Below are 12293 nucleotides of genomic sequence, written 5' to 3' on the forward strand. Positions count from 1 at the left end.
TTACTTCTTAATGTGTTGTTCCTGTGTCGATTATTTTTTAACAGCCTAACAATCACCACAAGTACCCACACAAATTATTTTGATCAAGTTGTTAAAGAGCGTTGGTGCCGCAGCACCGTTGAGTCCGACAATTATACAGAGCGGATTCGGTTTGTCAACCCCTTGTCGACATTGCGTGTTGCTGTCCTGCTGCAGGGTCAAACTGCTTTACCCCGAAGAAGCCCACCATTATAGCCTACCTGGCCAACTTGTCAACAGCTTAATAATTTAAATTACTGACAACCTGCAAATCCTAACTGCCCCCAGGCTTCGTAACTAACAATAGCCACGGCATTCGACAAGTTCATACTACGATTGTTTGGCCTCATGGGTATTTTCAATTGATGATTTAACGCAATACCCTTTTGAATATTTTCGGGTAATCCGGCAGTTTCAGAGCCAAATAATAAAACATCACCCGCTTGGTAATTAATTTGATTATATGACTGACTGCCTTTTGTTGTTAAGGCGAATAGCCTGTGCCCTTGCATTGCTACTATAAAAGCATCGTAATCAGCATGGCGGGTAACTTTTGCCAGATCAAAATAATCAAGGCCGGATCGACGCAGATTTTTTTCTTCAAGATCAAAACCTAGTGAACCAATCAGATGAAGATTGCAGCCATTATTGGCGGTTAGCCTAATAATATTCCCTGTGTTTTGTGGAATTCTTGGCTCATAGAGTGCAATATTAAACATGGCTTTGGGTATTTTTTATTCAAATAAGTTGATTTTTTGGCAACTACTCTGCCCTGAATTACCTTGGCTGTAGCGTATTATTTTGTATAAAAGTCAGTAAAATCGACTTAAAAATGTCACTTTTAAGCTATTGTTATACCAATAAAACCGTCATATACCACGGCTTGATAGACTGAGTAGTTACGATTTTTGAAGGATTATATTATCATTTTAAAAACTTAAGGATTAAATCATTACAGGCACTTTATAGAAACCTCATATACAAAAAAACACATAGCTTCTATACTCGAGTTTTTAGCAAAGCAAGCCTGAAATAACAATAAAAATAGCCTTTGACAGGAATCAATTTACGCTTTATGTTAATCAAAACAACCTTTAAACCTGCCTGGTGGCTAAATAACACCCACTTACAAACGCTATACCCTGCGCTAATGCGCAAAGCGCCATTACCTTTTAGATTACGACGTGAACGATTAATAACACCCGACAGTGATTTTATTGATATCGATTGGTGCGGCGAAGGCAGTCAACCGCTAGTTATTTTATTACACGGCTTAACAGGCAGTTCTCAGTCAGGCTATATCAGAGGCTTACAGAGTAGTTTATTACGACAAGGGTTTCGTAGCGTCGCATTAAATTTTCGTGGATGTAGCGGCGACTATAACTATTCGGCGCGGTTTTATCACTCAGGAGAAACTGAAGACATTCATTTTCTCTATCAGACCTTACGCCAACGCGAACCTCACACGCCTTTCGCAGCTGTCGGCTTTTCATTAGGAGGCAATGTGCTATTAAAATGGCTAGGTGAACAAAACAACAACCTATCGCTATTTGCCGCCACAGCCGTTTCTGTGCCTTTCGTATTAAGCACCTGCGCAACCCGACTGGACAAAGGCTTTTCCAGACTTTATCGTAAAAAACTACTACATGAATTAAAAGACCATGTTCAGGACAAACAACAGCATTTAGAAGCGATTGGCCAACACCAAGAAGCCAGCAAAATTGAACAACTAGGTGACCTGTCATCTATCAAATCTTTTTGGCAATATGATAATCAGGTAGTCGCAAAATTGTATGGCTTTAAAGATGCACACGACTATTACCAGCGCTCCAGCTCCCGACAATTTCTTAAATCGATAACCACCACCACTTTACTGATTCAAGCGATTGATGATCCTTTTATGTCGGAAGACGTTGTCCCCACATTAGGCGAACTATCATCAAGTATTCATCTGGAAATTACCCAAGGCGGCGGACACGTAGGATTTATTGCCGGCGAAATACCTTTCAAACCAAATTATTGGCTAGAGCAGCGCATTCCTGAGTTTTTAAAACAACAGCTATAGAATTTCAGAAATTAAATCTCCAATTCATCTCGCGGCAAGTCCACACAGATAACACCCCTTCAAGGGATGATATCTGTCAGCATAGAAATTATTTATCTGAAAAGCTATATCTCATCAAAAAATAGGAGCAACAAGCACCGCCTGCCCAAACGATTTAACTTAACCTGGCGGCCAGATCATTTGTCGACCGCCGAGCAAATGCAAGTGCAGATGGTAAACGTCTTGCCCGCCTTTTTTGTTACAGTTAAATACGGTTCTATAGCCCTCTTCAGACAAACCTTCCTGCTTGGCTAATTTTATGGCAACTTGCAATAATCGACCTGCCAGCAAGGTATCATTCAGAGCATTCAAGGTGGCAATATGTAGCTTGGGAATAATAAGAATATGCACAGGAGCTTGAGGATTTATGTCTCTAAATGCCAGAACCGTATCATCCTCAAAAACGACATCCGGTTTAATTTCGCCCGCAACCATTTTGCAAAATAAACACTGCGTCATACTTATCGCTCCTTATATTTTAACTATCTGACACTTATATGAATCAATAATAGGGAAGGCACGCTAAATTTCTTTTCGGCCTTTAAATGCATGCGATAGCGTACCACTATCTATAAACTCAAGCTCACCACCCATCGGCACACCATGCGCTATTCTACTGGCTTGAACCTGATATTTTTTGGCTATCTCGCCAATAAAGTAAGCTGTCGCCTCGCCCTCTACTGTTGAATTGGTCGCCAAAATCAGCTCTTTAACGCTACCGGTTGCCAAACGTTGCTCAAGCAAATCGAGACCCAACTCATCAGGACCAATACCATCCAGTGGCGACAAGCGTCCATGCAATACAAAATAACAACCTTTAAATTGGGTAGCCTGATCGACGATCCAAACATCAGCGGGACTTTCAACGATACAAATAAGGAAATCATCTCTTGAACTGTCTGCACAAATCTCACAAAGCGCATGCTCAGTGAGTGTTCGGCATTGCTGACAACGACCAATTTTATCAATCGCTTGCAGAACCGTTTCGGCCAAATTTTTTGCGCCATTACGATCGCGCTGGAGCAAATAAAAAGCCATACGTTGCGCTGTTTTGGGACCAACGCCGGGTAAACAACATAAATTTTGTATTAGCTGCCCTAATAAGCCTTTTTTGTGCATATTAGAAAGGCAGTTGAAATCCGGGAGGTAAAGGAATTCCAGCGGTTATATCAGCCATTTTTTCTTTTTTCATTTTGCCGACTTTATTTACTGCGTCATTAATGGCCGCAGCAATAAGATCCTCAAGCATATCCCTATCGTCACCCAATAGCGAATCATCAATAGTTACTTTTCTGGCTTCGCGCTTACCCGTCATAACAATAGTCACTAAACCGCCGCCTGATTCACCCAACACTTGCATTAACCCCAATTCTTCCTGAGCCTTTTTAAGGTCTTCCTGCATTTTTTGGGCTTGCTGCATGATATTACCTAACGCATTTTTCATTTTCTTCCTCTCTTAATGTTATACAGGCTCTATGGTGCCAGGCAAAACCCGCGCATCAAAACGATCTTTTAAAGCCTGAATGTTATGATCTGAATTAATAAACTCAACCGCTGCTTGCTGCCTGTCTTCGCGCTCTTTGGTTAATTGGACCGCTGGTGTATCTTGCGTAATTTTTTTAGCATTGATGACCAACTTAAGCGAAGCTCCACGATAGACTTGCAATGCTTTTTGCAAGGTTTCTTCTGCTCGTGCACCTCTGATATGGCCTGGATCGACTATCAAGGTGCAAACTTTATCATCAATACTTTCCAATACACAATTACTGGCAAACTCTCTGGTCAGACCAGTCAACTTCATCGCTACGATCATTGATAACCAATCATTAACCGGCGCTTCATTACTCTGCGCTGCTGCCGTTACAATCTGCGGTGGTATTTTTACCGAAGGCTTACTGACAGACGGCTGAATTTTAATGGATTTTATACTGCCCTGCGCCAACGTTACCGGCTTAAATGTCAGCATACGCAACATAACCATTTCAAAACCGCTGCGTGGATCGGGGGCCAGATCAAGATCTCTTCGCCCCACCAGACCAATTTGATAAAAAAGCTGAACATCTTCGGGGGTTAACTGGCCTGACAAGGCAGCGATCATATCAACATCAAAATCGCGATCAACGGCACCCGGCACTTGCTGAACCAAGGCAACACGATGCAGGATTTGTAATATTTGATGTAAAATTTCACCAAAATCAGGCGTTAAGTTAGCAATTTCATTGATTTTATCCAGAATATCAACTACATCGCCACGAGCCAAAGCGCTTAATATGTCATTAACCGGTTGCTGCGCAACTGTGCCAAGCATCGCCCTGACATCATCAGCAGACACCTTACCATTACCATAGACGATAGCTTGATCCAACAGACTTAAACCATCACGCATACTGCCATCAGCAGCGCGGGATAATAATTTTAACGCGGCAGGTTCAAATTCAATCGCTTCCTGCTGAAGGATAAACTCCATTTGCGAACAAATCTGCGCTGGAAGCAATCGCTTTAGATTAAATTGCAAACAACGGGACAACACAGTAACAGGAATTTTATGAGGATCTGTTGTTGCCAACAAGAACTTGACATGTGGCGGCGGCTCTTCCAGCGTTTTTAATAACGCATTAAAGCTATGCCCGGACAACATGTGCACTTCATCAATTATATAAACTTTATAGCGTCCATGACTGGGCGCATATTGGGCGTTATCGAGTAAATCGCGGGTATCTTCAACTTTAGTGCGGGATGCTGCATCAACTTCAATTAAATCTAAAAACCGTCCTTCATCAAGATCCCGGCAAACGCTACAAACGCCACAAGGATTAAATTCCTGGAGATTTTCACAATTGACAGCTTTAGCAAGAATTCTGGCAATGGTAGTTTTACCTACGCCACGCGTTCCAGTAAATAAATAAGCATGATGGAGCCGATTATGTTGCAAAGCGTTAATTAACGACTTTACTACATGCTCTTGTCCGACGACTTCGGTAAAATTGTGAGGACGCCATTTTCTGGCAAGAACCTGATAATTCATTGCAGGCTCGAAAAATAGTGGGGGTATTGGGCGGTAATCATACCAGCCACATCCCGGCACACGAATCTGCTGCTACCGTTGCTTCCTTCCGGACCTGGCGGGGTTTACAGCGTATCGTTGCGAGAGGACCGACATGATCACCATTATGCTTTAGCCATACTGGCTAAAAGAACTCTATTATCATTGATAAAACTTTATAACACAAGCTAATAAACAATGATCTTTAAAAAAAGTACCATTAGCTTCCACTATCACTGTTAAAAAGTCCTTTTTTAAGGACTCATAATATAAAACAAGTCACTTTCTGTGAAGCCACAAAAATAACGTCAAACTTATGACAACAGCATCAAAAATTCTTTGGTAGCAATTAAAAGCGCTTTTTAAACAAGCATAAAAAAAGGGCGAGCCATTTTCGGTACGCCCTTTTTTATAATCAAAAATTTAAGCTTTTACAGCATCAACAATGTCATTAAATGCATCAACTCTTAATTTAGCAGTCTTAATCAGTTCAACACCGGTATCAACAATCATTTTGCAAAGTCCGGGGGTTTTGTAAACAACAAAGCACAAATAACCAACAACCGGGATGGCAATTAAGGCGCCGATAAAACCATGAAGACCCAAAACACCCATCAATTTTATCAGCAATGCAATAGCATCTAGTGGCAGTAAAACCATCGCACCAAAATAGACTATTACCATAAATATAAACAGTACAAAAACTATAAACTGAAATAACCTTACCAACGCAACATTAACTTTTTTCATATTATTTTTCAATTTCCCGATAACTTTAAGAGCCTTTTTTAATCAGTAACAATGACTGACTACTGTTGTTTTTATCAAAAAGCCCGACTTTTGAAGGTCAAAATTATACCTTAAAGCGATCAAATTACGTCATTTTTATTGCTTTTAAGAAAAATCCGATACAAAACAGACCCGGCAACAAACCCACCCAAATGTGCCCACCAGGCAACGTCTATCGTTACATTTTCAAAAATAATAGAGGTCGTAGCACTATCCAATTGTAAAATAATCCACAAACCCAAAAAAGCGATAGCCGGTATATGAAACAACATTGGCGGAAAAAATACGATAACCCGCTCCAGTGGATATAGAAAAAAATACGCCGCCAACACACCTGCTATAGCGCCGGAGGCACCAATAACCGGAATATCAAGCATCGGATCAAAATACCATTGCAAGAGCGTTGCAAAAACCCCACACACCAAATAGAAAATTAAAAAGGGCAGCCGTCCCATTCTGTCTTCAACATTATCACCAAAAATCCACATAAACCACATATTCATAAGGAGATGCGTCCAACTTGCATGTAAAAACAAATTGGTTACAAACGATAGATAGCCATCAAAAGGCAAACCTGACTGTAAAACTGAATACCGAATAGGCACCATGCCATAACGTTGCAAGAGACTAAAAGAGAGTTGATCGGGCATTATTTTCATGGCGATAAAAATGCTGGTACAGACCACTATTATTGCCCAAGTCACATAAGGCTTTGCGTAACATGGCGCAGTATCTCTAATCGGTATCATTGTTGCTACCCTTTTACGTAGTGAAAAAAAGCGATAGAACGGCAATAAACTAAAATAGCTTCACCTTATAAAATCACCAGTTCAAGGCCAAAGCTTACCAGTTAATAGCTGATTGGCAATGCATAGTAGACTGTCCTGTTGATTTTAATCATAACGCCTTATAACAAAAAGTTTATAATAACAAAAAGCATCCGCTATTTATCACCTGCGTAACCGCAGCAACCATTCAAGATTCATGCAGCCTAATCCAACAGACATCCCGCTATCATTCTCAAGCTTATCCCTCGCTGAACCCCTGCTTATGGCAGTCAGAAAACTGGGCTTTGAGCAACCGACACCCGTTCAGCAACAAGCCATTCCACCAGCTTTGGAGCACAAAGACTTACTGGTCAGCGCAGAAACCGGCAGCGGCAAAACTGCCGCATTTTTATTACCGACACTGCATCATCTGCTCACCTTATCGACCAGAAAACCAGGTACGCGGGCACTCATACTCGCGCCTACCCGTGAACTGGCGCAGCAAATTTTTAAACAGTGCCAGCAATTAATCGAATTTACCGATATTAAAGCCGGCATAATTACTGGCGGTGACGATTTCAGGCTACAGCAAAACATGCTGCGTAGGAATACGGAAATTGTTATTGCAACTCCCGGGCGTATTCTGGAATTGATGGAGCAGGAAATACCTAACTTTACCAATCTTGAAATTCTCATTTTGGATGAAGCCGATCGCATGCTGGATATGGGCTTTAGTGAAGACGTATTAACCATCACCAAAAGCTGTAATGAGCAAAGACAAACCTTATTGTTTTCTGCCACGCTAACCCATTTTGGCGTAATCAAAATGGCCGACAAGATTCTGCAAGATCATAAGGTAGTTGCCTTAAATACCTTGCACGATGGCCATCGCAATATCGAGCAGCAAATTGTCGTTGCCGACGATAACGACCACAAACAAAAATTGCTAGCTTGGTTACTGCTTAATGAAACCTACGACAAAGCACTGGTATTTACCAACAGCCGAATTCAGGCAGATCTGCTACGCGGACCGTTGCGCGGACAAAAGCTCCGTGTCGGCGTACTGCATGGCGAAATGGATCAAAAAGATCGCAACCGCATGATGCAACTCTTCCGCGAGGGCGAAGTTAAAGTCATGGTGGCTACAGATCTTGCTGCCCGTGGCTTGGATATTAAAGGCATCAATCTGGTTATCAATTTTGATGTACCCAGAAACGGTATCAATTATATACACCGCATAGGCCGCACCGGACGAGTTGATGAACTGGGACTAACAATAGCACTGGTAAAAAGCACCGAATGGAATTTAATGTCGGGTATTGAGCGTTTCTTAAAACAGAAATTTAAACGCCGTACCATTAAAGAGCTGGAAGGCAAATATAAAGGTCCGAAAAAACTGAAAGCATCCGGTAAAGCCGCCGGTATAAAAAATAAAATAGAACCCAAAAAAGTAGCTGCGGAAAAAGTTAAAATACGCGATAGAGACAAGAAAAATGTCGGCAAACGCCGCGCCCCGGCTATTCAACCGGATTTATCATCGGTAGAACCGCAAGAGCAAAAAGACTAACGAGTAAACACACTCAAATAAAAACAGTGCCTACGAAAAGCATAAATAAATTAGACTGTCTTTATTGAAACGTTGAAAATCGTTGATAATTTCAACAATGTTGTCTCGGTAACGTTGCTTGCTCTGCTCGACCAGACTTTGTTATTTACGTACTAGCTCATTCAATGCAGACGATTTCAGATAGCATCTCATGTGGTTAATTATGAAACCAACCAAACATTTAACCCGCTACCCTGTTTTTTGCCAGAATAAAAGCGGTATGAGGCACATATAAAAGGTCGGCAATTTTTCGTACCAGATATTCTTCGTCCATATCTAAGATGCCATCAACAAAAGCAATTTTCCATAATGCTTCAATTAAGCCTATCTTTTGCTTCAAACTATATTCCTTATTAATTAAGGACGTAAACTGAAAATAATCAGTTGCTTGTATTCTTTGTTGTTCGGCTAATGCTAGCAGAGCCGTTGTTTGTTCAACCGTTAATGAAAAATTCTGATGAATTAAGGATAAAATAATTTCCTGTTCTTTGGGCTCAACTTTGTCATCCATATGCATCATTTCCAAAAATAAAACCACGGTCGCAAGTTGTAGCTTTTCTTCTGAAGATTCATCAGGCGCTGAAAGCATCAAATGTTGCTCAAAAAAAAGTTTAATCTGGTTAAGCATGTTTAAAAAATCCCACTATTATTAAAATAAGTTAACAACTATTTACTTCGGTTTACTCATCGCATCAAGATTATCTTGTGCCGCAGGACGCCCCTGATCTGCAGCTTGCTGATATAACTCAAGAGCTCTGGTTTCGCTTTTTGGTACGCCAAGCCCGTTTTCATAGAGATAAGCGAGTTCGTATTGTGCATCAGGATCTCCTTGCTGCGCTTGTCTTTGCAATTGCGTGATCTTGTCTTCCGCCACAGTAGAAACGACTTTTTCTACCGAGTTGCTGTCTGCGGCTTTTTCAGTGCAGGCGGAAAATACTATTGCCATTATTGCAACAATAGCAATCCGGTTTATTTGTTGACAGAGTAATGACATTATTTATGTCTCCATTATAAAATGAAAAATTAATACAGTGATTTAATTACCAACTGCTTTAGGTCTTATATTGCTTAAGTCCAATCATCACCGCCATCACCAGATTGATCATCCTCCCATGAGGAAGCATCCGCGATACCAAAATCCGAGCCGCCCATGTCGTCATTATCGTTTGGGTTACTATTACTGGAAGTATCCCATGGCGATGGATTATGAACGGGCGGTTCTGAAGTAACATTATTTTTATCCCCATCGATAAAATGATGCATCAATGCTTCACCTGCGACCACTCCAGCCCCCATAGCTGCACCCGTCGCCAAACTACCCATAAGACCAGAACCCACTCCACCAGGAGCAGGCTGTCCGGTTAACGAACTAACTCCACCAGTGCCGGCTGTCGACATATTTGAGCCAGGAACATTACTCGCGTAATTATTGGTAGCAGCCCTTCCGGTATTTCGTCTACTCATGAACCAAATCAATAATATAACTAACCCGACACCCAAAACTAACAACATCATCGGCAGCCAATCTTTTAGGATAGACGGCATACCCTGCTTAAGATTGTTTGACTGCACTGCCCCATTTAATGAGGAAGCAATACGAGCCTTAAGATTCTGCAACACCTCCGGTTTGGCAAACGGCAATCCTGGTTGTAAACGTTCAGCAGTATTTAGCTCGGCATTAGCTTTACTGAAGAGACCTTGTTTTGCCAGTAACTCAGCTTCTACAAAATGTGCCTTGGCACTATTTGGATGATCGCTTAGCACTTTGTCCATCATGGACTGTGCCTCATTAAATTTCCCGGCTTGGGCCGCCAGATAGACTTGATGCATCGTGGCATCTTCTTCTGCAAAAACTGGCACAGTAAAGAAAAAAACTAAAAACAGTAGTGTGGGGTTAATAAGTGGAAATTTAAACATGGATTGAACTCCTTTAGTACTTTATTTACTTTGATACATTGGGTATAACGTCAACATAAAATACAGCAACTTATAGGCCATAACTAATAAATACACATGATTCAGATGATAAATGAATATAGTTAATAAAAAGCTGAATTTAAAAGGGAAAATCAACCAGCCATACTTAACTTTGCCGCACAAAACAACCAATATTTAATCAGTTCTTGCGCAAATCATGGTAACGTTGAATCAGGATAACAGGCAATTTTTTTAATGTACCGTTACGTTAGTAACAATTATTATAATTTCAGCATGGACTTTTGTTGATTACTGTTACGTACTGAAAATACACAACAATAGTTAGCGGGGATTTCACCGCCTAACTATACCGACTACTATTCAGCGCAGAAGAAGTAGAATCAATGCAATCAAAACATCTCAAAACTTGCCAGATAGCCAAAATGATCGGAAACGATTGGATAGAAATCGTCATTAAAGATGACCTTCATGGCTTTAATTTGCATAGGATTACCTTTGCGTTTAAATATATAATCAATGCGTTTGGGGGGATAGTTTTTCCATCCATCTATTTGGCCATGATAGCTGGGCTGATAAAATCGATGGGGATATAATTCGTGAAATTGATCCACATAGTATTGATTACCGACAATGTGGTTATAAGCATGATCCCCGGCAGGCGCATTAAAATCACCAACAATCAAATCGCCTCTGACACCAAAATGCAAACGTGAGTGGATCAGTTTTTGGAGATTATTATATTCCTCATAAAAACCATGATGTGCCCAACTTAAGTGAACATTAGAAACATGTAATAATCCGAACCATGGAACGTCGATACACGACACAGTAATATTTCGAGACATATAATTATTTTTTCGATGATCTACAGAAACATAAGCCGAAAAATTGTGCTGCATCGGATAGCGACTCATGATGGCAGTGCCTTCCCGCCACCGATCAAAGCCTATATGACTCCAATCCTGATGAATATGATACCAAAGTCCCCACTGACGTAATTTATTACAAATTCGAAAAGCCATATTGGATGGTGATTCGCCGTAAGGATTTGCAATCGGGTCATGCATATGCTCCCCAACCTCCTGAAAACAAATAACATCAATTTTTAAATGAGCAATCGCCTCAGCGATAATATATACCTCGCGCTCATGCTGATGCATTGTATCAAAAGAACAATGACGGGGATGCTCCTGATAGGTATGCAAATTAAGTGTCAGCAGCGATAGCTTCATAAAGTCGACTTGTTAAATGTAATGATCAGCGCTTCAGGATTCGTTTAATTTTAATGGGTCGCGACAAAGTGATTTGATACTTATGAATTTTCAACCCGTGCTCCAAGACCGAATTGACCAGACACCACAAATTAAACTAGCGACCAGTGCTAAAAAAATTCCGGTTGATCTTCTCGATAAGAAAACTGAATAGTTTATTTAAGATAAGCTGCCAGCCTTATCAATGGTAAAAAACACTCAGTTAACGGCTATACTAAATTACTAATATGTACGCTTTATGACCAAATAAAGATCTCATCATGATCCGATATTTTGCTGAAGAAATCCAGCTGAGCGTTTCTTGCCAACTGTCACTTGTTTTGGCGTTAATTCTGTTTCGAATTTATCAACAATTGCACACCTATTATCGCAAGCATATATCAAAAACAATAAGAGTGACTTTTTTTGGACTCATAAATTGCTCCTTCGATAATTTATCGTTTGTTTACACTACTTTATCCATATAAATTTTCATCGATATGTGGAATTGGCTATTTACATGATTTAAGATGTAGGGTGTCCAGCAAGTTTCAGCATACATATAGATGAATAACTCGGACAATGCGCTTCGTTACTTCAGCGCACCCCATGCACTTTGACTTTTTATTGAATAAATACTTTAGTCTTGAACAATACCTTCGCCAAAATTTAAGCAGCTCTCGCATGAATCCTGCCAATTTCTGCGGCTTGGAAGATACGGTCGTCGATTAAAAATGTGTCATCATTTTTGCCCAGCGAATTAATAATCCGCTGCGTG

The 12293-nt window shown here is 40.6% G+C and carries 13 protein-coding genes and 1 other RNA gene; 2 read left to right on the forward strand and 12 right to left on the reverse strand.

Features of this window, described 5'->3' with window-relative positions; translation table 11 throughout:
* Nucleotides 1–272: 272 nt before the first annotated feature.
* Nucleotides 273–737 carry a tRNA (cytidine(34)-2'-O)-methyltransferase gene (locus tag N7974_RS18910; protein ID WP_262967106.1) on the reverse strand — a complete coding sequence of 155 codons (465 nt, stop codon included), beginning with the start codon at nucleotides 735–737 and terminating at the stop codon, nucleotides 273–275.
* 356 nt (nucleotides 738–1093) lie between these two features.
* Between N7974_RS18910 and N7974_RS18915 the strand changes: the two genes are divergently transcribed.
* The gene (locus N7974_RS18915) at nucleotides 1094–2083 is read left to right on the forward strand and encodes a hydrolase (RefSeq protein ID WP_262967107.1); all 990 of its coding nucleotides are present in this window, start codon (nucleotides 1094–1096) and stop codon (nucleotides 2081–2083) included.
* Between the two features lie 159 nt (nucleotides 2084–2242).
* Here N7974_RS18915 and N7974_RS18920 read toward each other — a convergent pair whose 3' ends face one another.
* From N7974_RS18920 to N7974_RS18950, 7 genes are all read right to left on the reverse strand, one after another.
* Nucleotides 2243–2581 (reverse strand): histidine triad nucleotide-binding protein, encoded by a 339-nt coding sequence (locus N7974_RS18920; RefSeq protein ID WP_262967108.1) that lies wholly within the window; start codon nucleotides 2579–2581, stop codon nucleotides 2243–2245.
* Between the two features lie 63 nt (nucleotides 2582–2644).
* Entirely contained in the window at nucleotides 2645–3241 is a 597-nt protein-coding gene (gene recR, locus N7974_RS18925; RefSeq protein ID WP_262967109.1) for a recombination mediator RecR, read from the reverse strand.
* A gap of 1 nt (nucleotide 3242) precedes the next feature.
* On the reverse strand, nucleotides 3243–3566 hold the full coding sequence (locus N7974_RS18930) for a YbaB/EbfC family nucleoid-associated protein (protein ID WP_262967110.1): 324 nt from the start codon (nucleotides 3564–3566) through the stop codon (nucleotides 3243–3245).
* An 18-nt stretch (nucleotides 3567–3584) separates the two neighbouring features.
* Nucleotides 3585–5147: a DNA polymerase III subunit gamma/tau gene (dnaX, locus tag N7974_RS18935; protein ID WP_262967111.1), complete on the reverse strand. Its 1563-nt coding sequence runs from the start codon at nucleotides 5145–5147 to the stop codon at nucleotides 3585–3587.
* A 37-nt stretch (nucleotides 5148–5184) separates the two neighbouring features.
* Nucleotides 5185–5281, reverse strand: an RNA gene (gene ffs / locus N7974_RS18940) — signal recognition particle sRNA small type.
* Between the two features lie 307 nt (nucleotides 5282–5588).
* A complete protein-coding gene (locus N7974_RS18945; RefSeq protein WP_243221670.1) occupies nucleotides 5589–5915 on the reverse strand; it encodes a hypothetical protein in 327 nt (108 codons plus the stop codon).
* 119 nt (nucleotides 5916–6034) lie between these two features.
* The gene (locus N7974_RS18950; protein ID WP_262967112.1) at nucleotides 6035–6703 is read right to left on the reverse strand and encodes a rhomboid family intramembrane serine protease; all 669 of its coding nucleotides are present in this window, start codon (nucleotides 6701–6703) and stop codon (nucleotides 6035–6037) included.
* Between the two features lie 235 nt (nucleotides 6704–6938).
* Between N7974_RS18950 and N7974_RS18955 the strand changes: the two genes are divergently transcribed.
* Nucleotides 6939–8288, forward strand: a complete 1350-nt coding sequence (locus N7974_RS18955; protein ID WP_262967113.1) for a DEAD/DEAH box helicase — start codon at nucleotides 6939–6941, stop codon at nucleotides 8286–8288.
* A 220-nt stretch (nucleotides 8289–8508) separates the two neighbouring features.
* Here N7974_RS18955 and N7974_RS18960 read toward each other — a convergent pair whose 3' ends face one another.
* The 4 genes from N7974_RS18960 to N7974_RS18975 all read right to left on the reverse strand — a co-directional run bounded on the left by N7974_RS18960 (nucleotide 8509) and on the right by N7974_RS18975 (nucleotide 11497).
* A complete protein-coding gene (locus tag N7974_RS18960) occupies nucleotides 8509–8955 on the reverse strand; it encodes a tellurite resistance TerB family protein (protein ID WP_262967114.1) in 447 nt (148 codons plus the stop codon).
* Nucleotides 8956–8997: 42 nt separating this feature from the next.
* Nucleotides 8998–9321, reverse strand: a complete 324-nt coding sequence (locus N7974_RS18965) for a tetratricopeptide repeat protein (protein WP_262967115.1) — start codon at nucleotides 9319–9321, stop codon at nucleotides 8998–9000.
* Nucleotides 9322–9395: 74 nt separating this feature from the next.
* Nucleotides 9396–10244: a tetratricopeptide repeat protein gene (locus N7974_RS18970; RefSeq protein WP_262967116.1), complete on the reverse strand. Its 849-nt coding sequence runs from the start codon at nucleotides 10242–10244 to the stop codon at nucleotides 9396–9398.
* Nucleotides 10245–10654: 410 nt separating this feature from the next.
* Entirely contained in the window at nucleotides 10655–11497 is an 843-nt protein-coding gene (locus N7974_RS18975) for an endonuclease/exonuclease/phosphatase family protein (RefSeq protein ID WP_262967117.1), read from the reverse strand.
* Nucleotides 11498–12293: the final 796 nt, after the last annotated feature.

The organism is Methylobacter psychrophilus, assembly GCF_025583945.1.
GTDB classification, from domain to species: domain Bacteria; phylum Pseudomonadota; class Gammaproteobacteria; order Methylococcales; family Methylomonadaceae; genus Methylobacter_C; species Methylobacter_C psychrophilus.

Excerpts from the sequence above, each read along its gene's own strand:
- N7974_RS18910 (WP_262967106.1), bottom strand. The coding sequence starts at position 737 with ATGTTTAATATTGCACTCTATGAGCCAAGAATTCCACAAAACACAGGG.
- N7974_RS18955 (WP_262967113.1), top strand. The coding sequence starts at position 6,939 with ATGCAGCCTAATCCAACAGACATCCCGCTATCATTCTCAAGCTTATCC.
- N7974_RS18920 (WP_262967108.1), bottom strand. The coding sequence starts at position 2,581 with ATGACGCAGTGTTTATTTTGCAAAATGGTTGCGGGCGAAATTAAACCG.
- N7974_RS18945 (WP_243221670.1), bottom strand. The coding sequence starts at position 5,915 with ATGAAAAAAGTTAATGTTGCGTTGGTAAGGTTATTTCAGTTTATAGTT.
- dnaX (WP_262967111.1), bottom strand. The coding sequence starts at position 5,147 with ATGAATTATCAGGTTCTTGCCAGAAAATGGCGTCCTCACAATTTTACC.
- N7974_RS18970 (WP_262967116.1), bottom strand. The coding sequence starts at position 10,244 with ATGTTTAAATTTCCACTTATTAACCCCACACTACTGTTTTTAGTTTTT.
- N7974_RS18975 (WP_262967117.1), bottom strand. The coding sequence starts at position 11,497 with ATGAAGCTATCGCTGCTGACACTTAATTTGCATACCTATCAGGAGCAT.
- N7974_RS18960 (WP_262967114.1), bottom strand. The coding sequence starts at position 8,955 with ATGCTTAACCAGATTAAACTTTTTTTTGAGCAACATTTGATGCTTTCA.
- recR (WP_262967109.1), bottom strand. The coding sequence starts at position 3,241 with ATGCACAAAAAAGGCTTATTAGGGCAGCTAATACAAAATTTATGTTGT.
- N7974_RS18915 (WP_262967107.1), top strand. The coding sequence starts at position 1,094 with ATGTTAATCAAAACAACCTTTAAACCTGCCTGGTGGCTAAATAACACC.
- N7974_RS18965 (WP_262967115.1), bottom strand. The coding sequence starts at position 9,321 with ATGTCATTACTCTGTCAACAAATAAACCGGATTGCTATTGTTGCAATA.
- N7974_RS18930 (WP_262967110.1), bottom strand. The coding sequence starts at position 3,566 with ATGAAAAATGCGTTAGGTAATATCATGCAGCAAGCCCAAAAAATGCAG.
- N7974_RS18950 (WP_262967112.1), bottom strand. The coding sequence starts at position 6,703 with ATGATACCGATTAGAGATACTGCGCCATGTTACGCAAAGCCTTATGTG.